This window comes from Marinospirillum sp., assembly GCF_014859565.1.
This window is the reverse complement of record NZ_JACUUA010000081.1, coordinates 1-14,050: the sequence shown is the minus strand read 5'-3', so window position 1 is coordinate 14,050 and position 14,050 is coordinate 1. Positions and strand designations below refer to the sequence as shown.

General features: G+C 51.0%; 18 protein-coding genes and 6 tRNA genes. 19 read left to right on the top strand and 5 right to left on the bottom strand.

Annotation, left to right across the window (positions count from 1 at the left end; translation table 11 throughout):
* The coding region (locus IBX50_RS11225; protein WP_292255900.1) for a DNA methyltransferase at positions 1-893 on the top strand (893 nt) is incomplete at its 5' end.
* A gap of 27 nt (positions 894-920) precedes the next feature.
* Here IBX50_RS11225 and IBX50_RS11220 read toward each other — a convergent pair.
* The gene (locus IBX50_RS11220; RefSeq protein WP_292255898.1) at positions 921-1,202 is read right to left on the bottom strand and encodes a hypothetical protein; all 282 of its coding nucleotides are present in this window, start codon (positions 1,200-1,202) and stop codon (positions 921-923) included.
* Entirely contained in the window at positions 1,195-1,557 is a 363-nt protein-coding gene (locus IBX50_RS20730) for a DUF6012 family protein (RefSeq protein ID WP_366930717.1), read from the bottom strand. The genes IBX50_RS11220 and IBX50_RS20730 overlap by 8 nt, the downstream gene beginning before the upstream one ends.
* 389 nt (positions 1,558-1,946) lie before the next feature.
* Here IBX50_RS20730 and IBX50_RS11210 point away from each other — a divergent pair, with 389 nt between their 5' ends.
* Together IBX50_RS11210 and IBX50_RS11205 are read left to right on the top strand one after the other, a co-directional pair.
* On the top strand, positions 1,947-2,633 hold the full coding sequence (locus tag IBX50_RS11210) for a hypothetical protein (protein WP_292255896.1): 687 nt from the start codon (positions 1,947-1,949) through the stop codon (positions 2,631-2,633).
* A 147-nt stretch (positions 2,634-2,780) separates the two neighbouring features.
* Entirely contained in the window at positions 2,781-3,932 is a 1,152-nt protein-coding gene (locus tag IBX50_RS11205; protein WP_292255894.1) for a HEAT repeat domain-containing protein, read from the top strand.
* Here the strand turns inward: IBX50_RS11205 and IBX50_RS11200 are convergent, their stop codons facing one another.
* Positions 3,933-4,079, bottom strand: a complete 147-nt coding sequence (locus tag IBX50_RS11200; RefSeq protein ID WP_292255893.1) for a hypothetical protein — start codon at positions 4,077-4,079, stop codon at positions 3,933-3,935.
* A 412-nt stretch (positions 4,080-4,491) separates the two neighbouring features.
* Between IBX50_RS11200 and IBX50_RS11195 the strand changes: the two genes are divergently transcribed.
* The 12 genes from IBX50_RS11195 (at position 4,492) to IBX50_RS11140 (ending at position 8,695) form a co-directional block, all read left to right on the top strand.
* Positions 4,492-4,567, top strand: a tRNA-Trp gene (locus tag IBX50_RS11195).
* Between the two features lie 2 nt (positions 4,568-4,569).
* A tRNA-Gln gene (locus IBX50_RS11190) sits at positions 4,570-4,646 on the top strand.
* Between the two features lie 15 nt (positions 4,647-4,661).
* A tRNA-Ser gene (locus IBX50_RS11185) sits at positions 4,662-4,751 on the top strand.
* A 24-nt stretch (positions 4,752-4,775) separates the two neighbouring features.
* Positions 4,776-4,852, top strand: a tRNA-Arg gene (locus IBX50_RS11180).
* 248 nt (positions 4,853-5,100) lie between these two features.
* Positions 5,101-5,176, top strand: a tRNA-Ile gene (locus IBX50_RS11175).
* Between the two features lie 34 nt (positions 5,177-5,210).
* A tRNA-Gly gene (locus IBX50_RS11170) sits at positions 5,211-5,286 on the top strand.
* Between the two features lie 29 nt (positions 5,287-5,315).
* Positions 5,316-5,543: a hypothetical protein gene (locus IBX50_RS11165; RefSeq protein WP_292255891.1), complete on the top strand. Its 228-nt coding sequence runs from the start codon at positions 5,316-5,318 to the stop codon at positions 5,541-5,543.
* Between the two features lie 279 nt (positions 5,544-5,822).
* Positions 5,823-7,079 (top strand): hypothetical protein, encoded by a 1,257-nt coding sequence (locus IBX50_RS11160; protein ID WP_292255889.1) that lies wholly within the window; start codon positions 5,823-5,825, stop codon positions 7,077-7,079.
* Between the two features lie 66 nt (positions 7,080-7,145).
* The gene (locus IBX50_RS11155; protein ID WP_292255887.1) at positions 7,146-7,421 is read left to right on the top strand and encodes an HU family DNA-binding protein; all 276 of its coding nucleotides are present in this window, start codon (positions 7,146-7,148) and stop codon (positions 7,419-7,421) included.
* A gap of 87 nt (positions 7,422-7,508) precedes the next feature.
* Entirely contained in the window at positions 7,509-7,979 is a 471-nt protein-coding gene (gene dut, locus IBX50_RS11150) for a dUTP diphosphatase (RefSeq protein ID WP_292255886.1), read from the top strand.
* Between the two features lie 35 nt (positions 7,980-8,014).
* Positions 8,015-8,461, top strand: a complete 447-nt coding sequence (locus IBX50_RS11145) for a hypothetical protein (protein ID WP_292255885.1) — start codon at positions 8,015-8,017, stop codon at positions 8,459-8,461.
* 9 nt (positions 8,462-8,470) lie between these two features.
* Positions 8,471-8,695, top strand: coding sequence for a hypothetical protein (locus tag IBX50_RS11140; protein ID WP_292255883.1), 225 nt, complete (start codon positions 8,471-8,473; stop codon positions 8,693-8,695).
* Here the strand turns inward: IBX50_RS11140 and tnpA are convergent.
* Positions 8,692-9,108, bottom strand: coding sequence for an IS200/IS605 family transposase (gene tnpA / locus IBX50_RS11135; RefSeq protein ID WP_292255882.1), 417 nt, complete (start codon positions 9,106-9,108; stop codon positions 8,692-8,694). The genes IBX50_RS11140 and tnpA overlap by 4 nt on opposite strands.
* Between tnpA and IBX50_RS11130 the strand changes: the two genes are divergently transcribed.
* The 4 genes from IBX50_RS11130 to IBX50_RS11115 are packed head-to-tail and all read left to right on the top strand — an operon-like array spanning position 9,055 to position 12,172.
* Entirely contained in the window at positions 9,055-10,365 is a 1,311-nt protein-coding gene (locus tag IBX50_RS11130; RefSeq protein ID WP_366930716.1) for a transposase, read from the top strand. The two genes, tnpA and IBX50_RS11130, sit on opposite strands and share 54 nt — an antisense overlap.
* Positions 10,353-10,622 (top strand): hypothetical protein, encoded by a 270-nt coding sequence (locus tag IBX50_RS11125; RefSeq protein WP_292255879.1) that lies wholly within the window; start codon positions 10,353-10,355, stop codon positions 10,620-10,622. Before IBX50_RS11130 ends, IBX50_RS11125 begins: the two co-directional genes overlap by 13 nt.
* Positions 10,615-11,571: an endonuclease gene (locus IBX50_RS11120; RefSeq protein ID WP_292255877.1), complete on the top strand. Its 957-nt coding sequence runs from the start codon at positions 10,615-10,617 to the stop codon at positions 11,569-11,571. The genes IBX50_RS11125 and IBX50_RS11120 overlap by 8 nt, the downstream gene beginning before the upstream one ends.
* A gap of 22 nt (positions 11,572-11,593) precedes the next feature.
* Positions 11,594-12,172, top strand: coding sequence for a hypothetical protein (locus IBX50_RS11115; RefSeq protein ID WP_292255874.1), 579 nt, complete (start codon positions 11,594-11,596; stop codon positions 12,170-12,172).
* A gap of 511 nt (positions 12,173-12,683) precedes the next feature.
* On the opposite strand, the gene IBX50_RS11110 is transcribed toward IBX50_RS11115, so the two are convergent.
* Positions 12,684-13,910, bottom strand: coding sequence for a hypothetical protein (locus tag IBX50_RS11110; RefSeq protein ID WP_292255872.1), 1,227 nt, complete (start codon positions 13,908-13,910; stop codon positions 12,684-12,686).
* Positions 13,911-14,050: the final 140 nt, after the last annotated feature.

Sequence of the window (14,050 nt, the reverse complement as noted above, 5' to 3'; positions counted from 1 at the left end):
TTGTATGTTATCTCAAAATCAGTTGGCTCAGGCTTAGGTTGACACACAGGGCACCTTATCCGCTGCGGGTTGCCCGGCAATATGGCAATCCAGATGTTGATGTGTATGTTGATTTCATTTGCCAGTCATTGGAACCGGTGGTGCAGTCCCTTGCATTGGGAGGATCCATTATGCTGAATGTCAGCAATGACATTTTTGAAGCAGGCATGCCTTCGCGCAGCACTTATCTTGAAGAGCTTGTGCTGGCGCTGAAAAAAAGACTGGGTCTTTTCCTTATGGATCGCTTGATTTGGGAGAATCCATCAAAACCACCGGGGCCGACCCGCTGGGCTTGTCGTACCGGTGAGAACATGAAGGCCATTCGGACACAGCTTTGCACTGGCTATGAGCCGATCATCTGGATGACCAACAGCCCTATGGATGTACTGACGGATAATCGGCGCATCCTGCAGCCCCATAATGACCGTCATTTAAAGTTTCTGGCCGAGGGCAATCAGCGAACCATCAGTTATGGTGATGGGGCTTATCGATTGCGCGCTAGCAGCTATAGCAATGCAACACCCGGGAAAATCCAAAAGAACGTCCTGAAGCATGGCCATGCTTGTGCCGATACACGGATGGTGCATCGAATTGCCCGTGAATTGGATCTGCCAGGGCATGGCGCAATGTTTCCAACCAGCATGGCCGAACGCCTTATTCAGTTTGCAACCACACCAGATCAGCTGGTTATTGACCTTTTTGCCGGCTCCAATAAAGTTGGCCTGGCATCAGAGCGCAATGGTCGGCGATGGATAGCCACTGAGAAGGTTCGGCAATTTGTAGGGATTCAAGCTGAACTGTTTGCACGACAAGGGTTTGATGGATTCTGGTGCAATACGAGCGCTTTGGGATAGAAGTTAAAGGGGGTGGTATGTACAAGATTAGCCTGATCGCCGCTGGCCGCATAAAGCCAGATGATTTCCCTGATCCGGTACCACCAATAACGGCAATGTGGCGATTAGTGGGAATGACGCTTTATTCTTTGCGGCAACATGCTCAGCATTCTGGCCGCCATAGAGCGGTGCTTTGTCTGAATGAAAAACAAGCAGAGGCTGACCACACAGCTCTTTGGATTCGGATATAAGCTGCGCATCCTTGTTACGATCATGCTTTGACTTCAAAAAGAGAGGGATTACCTCTCTCTGCTTGTCAGTTTTAGACATTTCTGGGCTCCTCTGGATTGCGGCATGAAAAAGCCTCCTCCAGGCTGGGACATCTTGCATCAACATGTTGACGATAATAGTGGTATTGATCTGAGCTGATGCTCTTCAATGGAAAGAATTCTTCACGATGGATCAGCATGCCAGAATCATTGAATACATCCCTTCGTGTATCAGGCCATCGTTTCACCAGCGGAAAATCCTTTATGGCCACATCCATTCGAGGCTGTGCCTCAAGTGGTGAGAAACCTTCAAAAACACATGAACCCGAACCGTCAGACTCATCATTCTGATCATGGGTAAACTTAATATTAGTGACAAGCAAGCAGCCTGAATAAAAATCATGATTGCGATCCAGTAGCTTGTATTTAACATGATGGGTAATTGATCGCCTTCCACCGGATTGCAGCTTAATGACCTTCTTGAGGCTTTGAGAAAATTAAAATCAGACCGCCAGCTTGGAGAGTCGGGCTGGCCGTCGGCAGAATTCTCATGCTGGGAGCAGGTCATTGGCGCCATGTCCACCAAAGAAACCAATAGAGCCAAAACAGGACGCCTGGATCACAAGCTCATAGATTAAATTGTAATAAGCTTGGTTTAAAAAAACCAATAAAAACAAAGATCACATAAAGAAAAACGGGTATGGCTAGAGTGTGGGTATGAGCATTCGGGTGAAGGCTAAAACCCTGCTAAACAGGCGTTTTGCCTGAATGATTCAAAAACTCCATCTTCGAAGAGGAAAGACCCATGGAACAAAACAACCAAAACCAGCAAGCTCCAGCTACTCCAGAAAAGCAAAAGCCAATCCCTCCGGTTCGCGGCACTGTGCGCCAGGACAAAGCCGGGGCGATGTTTGTTGCCATCGATATTCCGTTTGAGCACAAAGAATTCCAGCAAACCCTGAAGTCAATTGCCGAGCAGGCAGGCCTCAAAGTCAAGTTTTCCGGTGCTGGTGATGACAAGCAGAACCCCAAAGGTGACAACCTCTGGAAACTGTACCTGACCGAAGCGACCCTGCCACTGCTGGAGCAGTCTGGCGTTCAGTGGAATCCATCTCTGGCCATGGCGACCCAGAATGCCGTCAACTTCCAGCAGACGGTCGGCTGGCTTGATGGCGTGAATGCGACCATTCACCTGGGCTTTGAAACCCTGTCAGCCGGCAAGGCCAAGGAAGTAGCTGAAGTCCTGAAGGGTGCTGGCATGACCTACGACGGCTACCTGAAAATCTGGACCGGCCCGGTGAATGCGGATAACGTACTGGCGCTAAACAGCCTTGATATTGACTGGGCTCAAGATTTCCAGGGTCTGGCTGCCAGCATTGGTGCACCACAAACTCCTAAAGCTGAAGCTGAAGCTGAAGTACCGCAAGCTCCGGCAGCCACGCAGCAGCCGCTGCAAGGTGCTTACGCTCCACCAACCCCTCCAGGCATGTAATTTATTGCTGGCAGGCAGAAAACAAGAGCCGCACCTTTGGGTGCGGTTTTTTTGAACTCAATCTTTAGACGGAGCGTCTGGAAAGGATTCAAGAACCCGGGGTCTGGCTAGCATGAAGGCTATACCACCAAGAATCAGGAGCGCCCCATGAGCAAAAAAGATGCAGGACTACTGGCTACGATCAATCTATTGAAGCTGCTGGTCAGGCAGGATAAGACACATCCGGCCATTCCTGATTTGCTGAGCAAACTGTCTTTTGATGGCGAGGCTCAAGAAGTTCTTCGCGGACTGGCTCAGGATTCATCTGGGATTGTGCGTCAGCACGCAGTGCGCTGCATGGATGCACTGCTTGATCTGCCAGATGCATTATCGATCATTACGGAGCTGGCCTCCGACCCGCTTTGGTATGTCCGTAAAGAGGTTGCACACCAGATCCCCGGTGGTGGGAAGCTCAAGCCTGTTGTTCAACAGCTAGAGCACGATGAAAATGAATCAGTGCGCTGGACTGCTCAAGCGCGACCCTTCACCCATTTGGGGCTTCTTGATAAATGCGATTTATCCGGCTATCAGGCATTGCTTGAACTGGGGGTGAAGGACGATGAAATCAGAAACACCCGATCATTGAAAGAGCTCTGCTATCGACTTTGCGGAATACAGGCATCCATGAATGAAAGGTCCTTTGATTTTTTAAAACAAGTGCTTGATGCTGGAGGCTCACCGGTCGTCACAGATCGGATCGCACTATTTGCCAGTGCCATGAAATCACCATTATTGAGCGATACGCCCCATTATGACGACCATCTACTGATGGCTATCAATATGATTGGTGGCGCTGGCCATGCAGCCAGAGCGCTTTCATCTACGGAGCCACGGGATCAGCTGGCAATTAAAGAGATTACCGGTGATGAGTTCGCGTTTTTGCTCTGCGATGAGCGCAGTATTGATATCACCCAGGTAATGAGCAGTGCGCTTGCACAAGAGGGTGGTCGGGGCATGGTGGAGCGCGCCTGGGCGGAGTGGAAGGAAAAGGATCTTCCTATTCGCAAAGGAGCTGACTTCATTATTGATCACATCGAGCATTCGCTGCAGCTGAACGCAATCCGGGTCGAAATCAAGGCAGCGGGTGAGGTTGAATATCAAGGCGCAACCAGAAAGGTGCTCTGGACAGACCCTGGTGCCGCTTTTGTCATGCTAGATGACGAGCAGGGTGGCACGATGGATGTGCCGCTGACTGAATTTCTTCAAAAGCCAACCCAAGACATGAGTTCCGTTTTGGAACCCATGATCTACGAGTATTGATCAGCAGCCTTTTAGCGCGGTGACTGCATCATTGATTGTGACAATGATTGAAAAATCGAGCGCAAAGGTGGCGAAGTACAGAAAGAGGGGCTTGAACTCCCCTCCGGCTTTGATTTTGTGAAGGTAGGCCATTGCGAGCGTTAGCATGGAAATCCTCTTTTGTGTGTGTGGGCTATCCTTTATTACATCTTAATGTTGTCATGCCTTCATCTGCAACCCAGGCAGTAGAAAATAGCTAAGCTTCTAAAATATACAGGCTATCCTGTATTGCAGCATGTAAAAACCTGTGTTATTCTGACCTCGTCAGTTCCTCGCTCCGGGATGGGTGTTTGGGTGCTGATAGATAGCTGAAGGGGTGAAAGGTGGGCTTAGAAGCAGCCATCCTTTAAAGAGTGTCGCCGTGCGGCGGGTCTGGTGAAGCTGAATCGTAGAGCAACAGAACCTGAAAAATGGGGAATAGATAACGATTCAGTGGTAATGCCAGAAACGGTTAAGGAACCCGCGATGTTGCCGTGTCTAGCTTTGGCGTAACAGCACATCATCTCATTCACTATCGTTTATGCCAGTAGCTCAATTGGTAGAGCGGCGGTCTCCAAAACCGCAGGTTGGGGGTTCGATTCCCTCCTGGTATGCCAATCGGAAAATAGCTCAGCTTGGTAGAGCACCTGCTTTTGGAGCAGGGGGTCGCAGGTTCGAATCCTGCTTTTCCGACCATGCTGATTAATGCGCGGTGGGTTGGCCGAGCGGTCGAAGGCAACGGTCTTGAAAATCGTCGGGCTGGCGACAGCTCCCTGGGTTCGAATCCCAGACCCACCACCAAATAAAAGCTTTACAAAGGTTTCTGCCCGCGTAGCTCAGCCGGATAGAGCGTTTGCCTCCTAAGCGAAAGGTCACCTGTTCAAATCGGGTCGCGGGCGCCAGATCAGAGGAAAAAGTGATGCTGCTTTTCATTTTTTGTCTCTTGCAGAGTAAGCGTTTTGCCCAAGCGTTTACGCACAGCACAGAAGTGGCAACGACTTTCCGTTGCATAGTGCCGGAGACGAAGCGACCGCTGGCTGTGGGGGTTGGTATGGAGCTTGATTGGGCATGCAGCTTCTAATCTTGTGTATCGGAAGCTGTTAAGGGAGAGTTGGCTGAGTGGTCTAAGGCGGCAGCTTGCTAAGCTGTTGGGCTGGTAGCTCAGCCGGTAGAGCAGGCGACTCATAATCGCTTGGTCAGGGGTTCAAGTCCCTTCCGGCCCACCATTATCTTTGAGTAGGATTGGATGCAGAGTCCTCTGCGGATGTAGCTCAGCTGGTAGAGCAAGTGCCTTCCAAGCACTCTGTCGCCCGTTCGAATCGGGTCATCCGCTCCAAATTAATGTCATTTTTGGGGTACCATGTCATGGATACAGCAGTTCATGCCAAAAAATACACTGGCTATGTTCGAATCCCGGTAACAGTCATTGCTGAAAGTTCTGCGCAGGCACATAGCTACCTGCAGATGACTTTGCGTGAACAGATTGACCGTGCATCCGCCGATCCAGGGATCTGTCAGATCACCGTGGCACAAAATCCCAAAGAAATTACCCAGCAAGAACTGGAAGCCTACAAAGACAGTCTCAAATCATGAATCGGCTTGATCGCGCCACCTATACCACAGAGTCGCTTCCGAACGCTCTGGCAGTTGATGCGGTGGCAGTGGATGAGCTGATGGCATCCGACTAAAGTACCGATATTCGCTTTCACTTCAAAACCCTGCTTACGAGCAGGGTTTTTCATTAAACAAAAAGCCTGCTGTCCAGCGCAAAAAAGTATTGCCACAAAAAAACCTATAGGCTAACCTGTATAGCAATTACACATCCTCTACACATCCTCCTTGTTTTTTTATTGTCTTTACAGGGTTTTACCAATGGATCTATTGCAGTCGCTTGGCTTGGCTTACCGGCTACTCAACCAGCACCCATTTATGGCGCTGATCATCGTTGTCTCCGTGCTTGGCGCGGCACTCTGGATGGGTGGGTTTCGCCCTGTATTCCAAACCAAAGCCCAGAAGAGTGATCCGATTACTGATAAAGCCGTGATGGCGGATCAGGAGGCAGTCAGCGAGAATGTCGAGCCACTTAAAAAGGTGGATGAGCCGCCCCAGGAAACTTCAAGTACAGCCCTACCAGAACCTGATCTGACGGCCTCGGAAGCACTATTGCAAATGGAAGAGGTGGATTCTTCTGCTTACGATACCGAAATGCTGGCGCTTTATGATCAATCGGTGCAGTCGGCAGCCACGGTCGCTGAATCTGCTCAGTCAAGTGCATTGGACAGCTACATTATGGATACGCTTTCAGGTAGCGGACTGGAGGAATCCGGTGAGCCTTCTAAGCACACGACCAGTAAACCGCATCCTGATCCCGATGGACTGAAGATTTATCGCACCCCAGAGCAGTTAAACCGCTGGGTTGAAGCCATTCATATTAAGCGCAATCCCGCTGACCCAGGGTTTGTCAGTGCAGTCCGGCAGTATTTTATTGGCCTGCTGCGCTATTTTGATGCGCATCAAGATGCACCGGACACCCTGTCCGTACTGCGCAACATAAAGAGCATCCGCTGCCGCAACACGGAAGAAATGGTTGTTGAAATTATGCTGCGCAGCTCGAATCGCAAGGTGGGCCAGTTTATTGAGCAAACGATAGAAACCATCCTGCAGGATCAGGCTGTTCATGTGGAATGGCCTTCCTATCCATTTTCATCCATTATTCAGCGCAACTCTGCTGACTCTACAACATCGCTGGTGGGTGAGTATGCAGGCTATCTGGTCGGTGCCGCCCAGATGGAGCGCAAGGTATCCATTACTGAGCTCGAACTGAAAATTCATGACATTTGCCTTAAGGGGAATGAACTGTGGGTCATTTGGCGATATCAAGAGGCACCCACTCAGGAAGAACATGCGTTGCTCTTGGGTGTGTGGGAAGGCTTTAATGGCATGTTAACCGAAGAAGGTCAGACCATTAACTTCAAGTACAAGGTGCTTCCAGAGCCAGAGCAGATTGATTTGGAGGTTGATCCGGATTCATCCAGACTCAAATCCATGTTTCGTGCATCACATCTTGATGGCGGTATTGATCCCACCATCATGGAGCAGGCTCGTTCTCGTTTGCCGGTTACCTATTAGCCCGGTAAGCGGGTAGAGGTAAAAGGCTGTAACTCAACCGCAATAAACGAAGGAAGGTAAAAAACGATGAATAAAGCTGAACTGATTGCTGCAGTTGCCACTGGTGCTGACATTCCTAAAGCTGCCGCTGAGCGTGCAGTCAATGCTCTGACTGAAACCATTACCAGCCAGCTGGCCGGTGGCGGTGAAGTGACCCTGGTGGGTTTTGGCACCTTCTCCGCAAAGGAGCGCGCCGCCCGTACTGGCCGCAACCCGCAGACCGGTGAAGAAATCCAGATTGCCGCTGCCAAGGTGCCCAGCTTCAAAGCCGGTAAATCCTTGAAAGATGCTGTGAAAGGTTAAAACTACCCTGGTGATCTGAGCCGGCATTTTCATGCCGGCTTATTTTTGCTTGTAATTATTTCCGTTTTGAAAAGAAGGAGCGGTCCATTGAATAAAAAACCGGTGCTCGAAGTTAAGATCCTTGACTCTCGAATGGGTACAAACGATTTCCCTTTACCATCCTATGCAACAGAGCATTCAGCTGGCTTCGACCTGCGAGCCATGATTGATGAGCCGCTTGAACTGATGCCGGGTCAAGCCTCGCTGATCAGTTCTGGTCTTGCCATCTTTATCAATGATCCTGGCTTGGTGGGTTTTATTTTGCCCCGCTCCGGACTCGGCCACAAACACGGCATTGTTCTTGGCAATTTGACTGGAACCATTGATGCCGATTACCAGGGGCCTTTGATGATCAGTGTATGGAATCGCACCAACACACCTTACACAATCCAGCCAGGAGAGCGGATTGCTCAGTATGTGATTCAGCCGGTTTTGCAGGCGACTCTATCCGTGGTAAACGAATTTTCCGGCATCACTGCTCGGGGAGAGGGCGGATTCGGGCATTCAGGTCAGCATTAACACTGCCCAAGGCAAACAAAGGAAGGAGATTGAGCATGGCAAAAGAGAGCAGTGTGTCCGCACAGCGCTATCTAATAGAAGTCACCGCAGAGCAAGCTCGGGTATTTCAAGATGCAACGGAGCTTATGGCTCGATTGTCTTCCGGCCAGCTAAATTTCCTGCGGGAAAATCTTCCGATTAAAGACAATCCTGATTGGTCGGCACTGCATGACGACTTGGATCAGGTTGAGCGAATTTTGAGTCGTCACCTCGACCGCTCGTCGGGTCACCGCATGCGAGAACCCAGTCAGATTGCCTGGGATCTTTACCAGGTGGTACGCCACCGGCTGGCCTGGGATCAGGCAAAAGCGGAGGGGTTGTTGAATTCGGATGGCAGTCGCAACTGGCACATCAGCGCAATGATGGGCGTGCGCTATGATGAGCCGATGCCGACAGGCAGCCAGCCTTTGGCAAAAATAACCCCTGCCGATCAAACCGATTAAGAGGCTCCCATGCAAAAGTATCGCACTGGCGAGGAACTGGCCTTGGCTGCCCTGCAGAAAGAATTGAAACGCTTGCAAGCAAAAGCCGATAAGGCCAGAGCTGAGGCCGATGAGTGCGCGAATATTGGATCTGAGCTTTCAGCGGTGCATCAGGCCTTTACCCAGAAAACCGTAAAGCTCCGTCATTCATGGCGGAGATATAAGGTTAGAGCGGCATCGCCGCTCCGTTGTTAATGGGGTGTTTGCTGCTGTTCTATGTATTGGCGAATGATTTCTATCGGTGCACCGCCACAGCTGGATGCAAAATAAGATGGCGACCATAAAACCCCTTTGTAGTAAAAGCGCTCGGCTATATCCGGTCGCTCTTTCCTCAATACACGGCTTGAAGCACCCTTAAGGCTGTTCACAAGTGCTGATAGGGCGACCTTAGGTGGATAGTTAATCAGCAGATGAACGTGGTCATTCTCGCCATCCATCTCTTTCAGTTCCGCATCAAAACCTGCGCAGATGTGAGCGAAAAGCTCTCTGAGCCGATCAATGGCGGCCTTATCGAACACTCTTTTGCGATATTTGGTCACAAAGACCAAGTGAACATGCAGGGCAAAGACACAATGCCTTCCTGTTCTAATGTCATTGATTTTTTTCATAGACCAAACTATATTAAGGTTATGAAACGACTGCAAGCCTTTAAATACGAACTTCGGCCTGACGGCCAGCAAGAGCGGCAAATGCGCCGCTTTGCTGGCTCCTGTCGGTTCGTGTTCAATAAGGCGCTGGCTTTACAGAAGGAACACTACGAGCAAGGAGACAAGAAGCTCAGTTATTCGGGTTTGTGTACACAGCTCACGCAATGGAAATCTGACACCTTAACCGACTGGTTGACCGATACGCCCTCGCAAGCCTTGCAGCAATCCCTTAAAGACCTGGATCGCGCTTATGCCAACTTTTTTGCCAAGCGAGCCGACTTTCCGCGCTTCAAGAAAAAAGGCCAGCGCGACAGTTTCCGTTATCCGCAAGGCTGCAAGCTCGATCAAAGCAATAGTCGCCTATTTCTACCCAAGCTCGGCTGGATGCGTTATCGCAACAGTCGTGAAGTGTTGGGAGTGGTGAAAAACATCACCGTCAGCCATTCTTGCGGCAAGTGGTTTGTCAGCATTCAGACTGAGCGCGAGGTCGAAAAACCCATTGCTAAAGGCGATGCGCTTGGCATCGACATGGGAATAAGCCGCTTCGCCACCTTTGATCGCCCCTTGCCCGAATTCGATCATGAAGACCATCTTGCACCCCTTAGCAGCTTCAAAAAACACCAAACAGCCTTGCGCAAGGCGCAGCAGGCTATGAGCCGCAAGGTAAAATTCAGCAACAACTGGAAGAAAGCCAGAGCCAAAGTTCAGCGCATTCATTCACGGATCGGTAATGCGCGCCGCGACTACCTGCACAAAGCCACGACCACGATCAGCCAAAACCACGCGATGGTGTGCATCGAGGACTTGCAGGTACGCAATATGAGTCGCTCAGCAGCGGGTACAGTCATCCAGCCTGGGAGAAATGTTCGCGCCAAATCTGGCCTAAACAAGGCCATCCTTGATCAGGGATGGTTTGAGTTTCGCCGTCAACTGGACTACAAGCTAGAGTGGAATGGTGGGTGGCTCATCGCCGTACCGCCCAAGAATACCAGTCGCACTTGTCCGTCTTGTGGTCATGTGTCGGCTAACAACCGAAAAACGCAGTCGGTGTTTGAGTGCGTGGATTGCGGATTTAAAGAAAACGCTGATGTCGTCGGCGCGATCAACATTTTAAGGGCGGGACACGCCCGGCTAGCCTGTGAAGTGAGTGGTGCAACAAGGCCGCCAGCAGCAGGAACCCACCAAAGCGACTCAGGACTGGCTCCATGCCACACCTGAGCGCCGTGGGAATCTTCGGCCTTCAGGCCGGAGAGGATGTCAAAAAGATCGTTGACTCGAAAGCGACAGAGGAAGCCGTCTTAAAAGAACTTGAGGTACTACAAAAGCGCAGAGATGCGGCTCTTCAAATCCTTGGCAAGGATATTAATACTCTTTTCGAGAAGCAGTTTGTGGCCGAGCAGGACGTGCAATCGCTGGCATCCTATGTTTCTCAGATTGAATTCCGAATGGCGTTAAGGAAATCCGCGCATGGTTAAAAAAATTCAGCTGTTTATTCTGGCATTATTGGTTGCGGGTCTTCCGGCCGTGGCACAAGCCGCACCGGCCAACTTTGATCGAGCCAAGGTGCTGATGCGTCAGCAGGTGTATCACGATCAAAACGTAGGGGGAGCCCTGGGCACCTTCTACTGTGGGTGTGATTGGCACTGGGTGGGTCGCTCAGGCGGACGAGTGGATCTAGATAGCTGCGGCTATCAGATTCGGGCACAGAAAAACAGGGCTGAGCGTACCGAATGGGAGCATATCGTTCCCGCTTCAAACTTTGGTCGTGATCGCCAATGCTGGCAGTCGGGAGGGCGAAGTCACTGTGTCCAGAATGACCCCGTATTTGCAGCAATGGAAGCAGATATGCACAACCTGACTCCCGCTATTGGTGAGGTGAATGCTGATCGCTCAAATTACAATTTTGGCATGCTTCCAGGCACTCAGCCCCAGCACGGTGCTTGCCCAGTTGCTGTGGACTTCCAGAATCGCACGGTGGAGCCCAGGGATGCGGTGAAGGGGCGTATAGCGCGGGTCTATTTCTACATGGCAGACCGGTACGGTATGTCCTTATCGCGCCAGCAAGAGCGACTGATGATGGCCTGGCACCGGATGTATCCGCCCGATGCGTGGGAGGTGGAGAGGGATCGTCGCATTGCACGCATCATGGGGCATCACAACCCCTTCGTAACGGGTGAAAAGCAGTGGACAGCAGGTGATAGGGGTCGTGCAACCAAGGCGCAGGCAGCACGCCCAGTCCCGCACCCTGCTGCTGAGCAAGAGGCAGCTCAGGGGGTGATCATTGGCAATCGGAACAGCAAGGTGTATCACCTGCCGGCGGGCTGCCCGAGTTATGACAGGGTCTCACCATCCAATCAAGTTCATTTTGATACTGAACAGCAGGCTGTCTCAGCTGGGTATCGAAAGGCCGGTAACTGCCGGTAATCATGCAGAAAGGAGAGGGTTTATGGCAATTCCATCAGTAGAAGCACCGGTTAATCCGGGTGTAAGGTTTGTCCCTGTAAAGTGGGAAGAGGCCGGAGGTGATGGTGACGACCACATCGCCATGACCAACAATGAGGGCACTGCCTTTGCTGTTCGGAACAAATCGCACCAGTGCTTAAATAAACAACTGGAATGGGAGGAAGAACCCAGCCCAAGCAATCGAGATCAAGCGTTTCTTGAGCGTTGTCGCTTTTCAAGCCTGGATGACGCGGTGAATGCCCTTGGGCAACACCGGAACATTGTGAAAGAATCCTTTGACCGATACACCCGGAAAAAAGGAAAAGAAGGGAATTACCAGCTGTTCGACCAAAGAGAAAATCGCTGGGTGGATTCCAGTGATATTGGGAATGACTACGTTGTCGCATTGCTTTGGATGCTGCTGCCTTTCCCGGAGGTTACACCTTCAAGCTCATCTTCAGAGTCAAGCTCAAGCGGATCGTCCTTTGACAGCTCCAGTGGTTCGGATGGATTTTCTGGGTATGACCTTGGCGGGAGCTCTGGATCTTCCTTCTCATCATCTGATTTTGGTGGCTGCGATTAAAATTGAAGGCGAGCTCCGCGCTGCGGTGTTCGCCTTGACACCTGCCATCAACCCCATAAAACTCTGCGAAGCCCAGGCCTTGGCATGCCATCAACCCCATAAAACTCTGCGAAGCCCAGGCCTTGGCATGCCATCAACCCCATAAAACTCTGCGAACTACTGCAAACCGCTAGCCATCAACCCTATAAAGCCCTGCGGTTTTTTCCCTGCTGATGCCATCAACCCTATAAAACCCTGCGGGCTTGTGGGCTTCCAGTGCCATCAACCCTATAAACCCTGCGTTGATTTCCCACCAGGTGCCATCAACCCAGCAAAACTCTGCGAAAGCACGGGGGTGCTCGCCATCAACCCTATAAAACCCTGCGAAAGTCAGCGGCAGCCTAGCCATCAACCCTATAAAACCCTGCCCTCTACAGCCCCAATGATGCGCCAACACTGGGTTTGCGTCAAGATCCAATGGAGATTTACACCCCATAAATGAAGCGTTTATGGGGGTCATTTTGTCATTGGATCAGCAGTCTGCTGGCACGGGTAACAGCCGCTTGATTTTGCGCATCACAATCACGTCTGCAGCATTCATGTCTGCATGCAGCAAGTGCTCCATTTGGCTGTGTTTGCAGTCAGCGTTCGGACAACAGTAGATCGACTGACTGGTATCCTTTGATTCAAAAGCAGGTGCAATCCGGCGCTGGCGCTTGATCTGCGTCAGAAGCTCCTGCCGGGTCAGTGTTGTAGCCTCAAGCGGCTCTGGATAACGCTTGCCATGCAGATCCGCTTTCAGTGAACCAACATGGTATAACCGTAAGGTGATCGGATGCTCCGAAACGCCTTTAACCGGATTAACCGTCACCAAGCCTCCAGGCTTAACGGCAAAAGATGCCTGATCAGCCTTTCTAACAATCTGGGTTGCATTAACACCGCATCCAGAGCACTCCTGTGAAGTGCCATGCGCTCGAACGAAGGTACCTGGAAACAGGTTAAAGGGTCGCACCTCGCCCTGCTTGTCGATCTGTGCATAATGCGGGTGCTCGATCTTGCGACCCCTCCAGGCGTGTTCCCGTTTACCGTTGACGGTTTTAACACCGCTGAAGCAAAAGGTGTCAATCACGCCTTTATAAACCAGCTTCAGCTGGGCAGCTCCTGACTCCAGATTCGAAAGATCCTGCTCCAACACCGGCAATGCCTTATAGTGGTGCATTAGGTATTTGATGACGCTGATCACCTGGCCAGCGACCGACTGGCGCATTTCTGAAAAATCCACAGAGGCCGCACGAACATGCAGGCGAGCCTGATTGTATTTGCGATGCTGGTGCACTGTTTTCATCAGCTTGCGAATGGCCGGAATGGTCACTGTACCGCGCTCAACCAGAGCGTGATCATCCAGATTTCGGACACTGAAGCCAATACCTCGTTCCCCTAAATCAATGCCGATCAAGCGGTTCAGGTAAGGTGATGTGACCGCTGCCTCTTCATCAGGTTTGATACCCTCACTGCTCAGCGGCTGATGCCATTCTAAAAGTGCCTGACTCTGTGTAATGGTTTTGGATACCTGATCAAACTGATAAGCAAAGCGGAAAGTCAGGTTGCCCGGTGAGTTGGTTACCTTGCCCCGCAGAATGTCATCAAGCATATTGCTGCGTGAAGGGGTCAGGATCAGAGGGAAGATCCTTTTTTCATCCTTTTTAGAGCGCATGATGCTTAAACCATCCTTGCCGACCTGAACCATTGCTTTCTTCATGGCTTCCTGATTCAGGTCATGAAAGCCAGAGTGCCCATCAGCACCCTGCACCTGGGGATACTGAATAGGCACTGCCCACTGGTGCGGGACCCTGTGTGTCAACCTAAGCCTGAGCCAACTGATTTTGAGATAACATACAA

Bases quoted from the DNA above. Each gene is read 5' to 3' on its own strand.
- IBX50_RS11220 (WP_292255898.1), bottom strand. From the start codon at position 1,202: ATGTCTAAAACTGACAAGCAGAGAGAGGTAATCCCTCTCTTTTTGAAG.
- IBX50_RS11210 (WP_292255896.1), top strand. From the start codon at position 1,947: ATGGAACAAAACAACCAAAACCAGCAAGCTCCAGCTACTCCAGAAAAG.
- IBX50_RS11205 (WP_292255894.1), top strand. From the start codon at position 2,781: ATGAGCAAAAAAGATGCAGGACTACTGGCTACGATCAATCTATTGAAG.
- IBX50_RS11200 (WP_292255893.1), bottom strand. From the start codon at position 4,079: ATGCTAACGCTCGCAATGGCCTACCTTCACAAAATCAAAGCCGGAGGG.
- IBX50_RS11165 (WP_292255891.1), top strand. From the start codon at position 5,316: ATGGATACAGCAGTTCATGCCAAAAAATACACTGGCTATGTTCGAATC.
- IBX50_RS11160 (WP_292255889.1), top strand. From the start codon at position 5,823: ATGGATCTATTGCAGTCGCTTGGCTTGGCTTACCGGCTACTCAACCAG.
- IBX50_RS11155 (WP_292255887.1), top strand. From the start codon at position 7,146: ATGAATAAAGCTGAACTGATTGCTGCAGTTGCCACTGGTGCTGACATT.
- IBX50_RS11145 (WP_292255885.1), top strand. From the start codon at position 8,015: ATGGCAAAAGAGAGCAGTGTGTCCGCACAGCGCTATCTAATAGAAGTC.
- IBX50_RS11140 (WP_292255883.1), top strand. From the start codon at position 8,471: ATGCAAAAGTATCGCACTGGCGAGGAACTGGCCTTGGCTGCCCTGCAG.
- IBX50_RS11130 (WP_366930716.1), top strand. From the start codon at position 9,055: ATGCAGGGCAAAGACACAATGCCTTCCTGTTCTAATGTCATTGATTTT.
- tnpA (WP_292255882.1), bottom strand. From the start codon at position 9,108: ATGAAAAAAATCAATGACATTAGAACAGGAAGGCATTGTGTCTTTGCC.
- IBX50_RS11125 (WP_292255879.1), top strand. From the start codon at position 10,353: ATGCCACACCTGAGCGCCGTGGGAATCTTCGGCCTTCAGGCCGGAGAG.
- IBX50_RS11120 (WP_292255877.1), top strand. From the start codon at position 10,615: ATGGTTAAAAAAATTCAGCTGTTTATTCTGGCATTATTGGTTGCGGGT.
- IBX50_RS11115 (WP_292255874.1), top strand. From the start codon at position 11,594: ATGGCAATTCCATCAGTAGAAGCACCGGTTAATCCGGGTGTAAGGTTT.
- IBX50_RS11110 (WP_292255872.1), bottom strand. From the start codon at position 13,910: ATGAAGAAAGCAATGGTTCAGGTCGGCAAGGATGGTTTAAGCATCATG.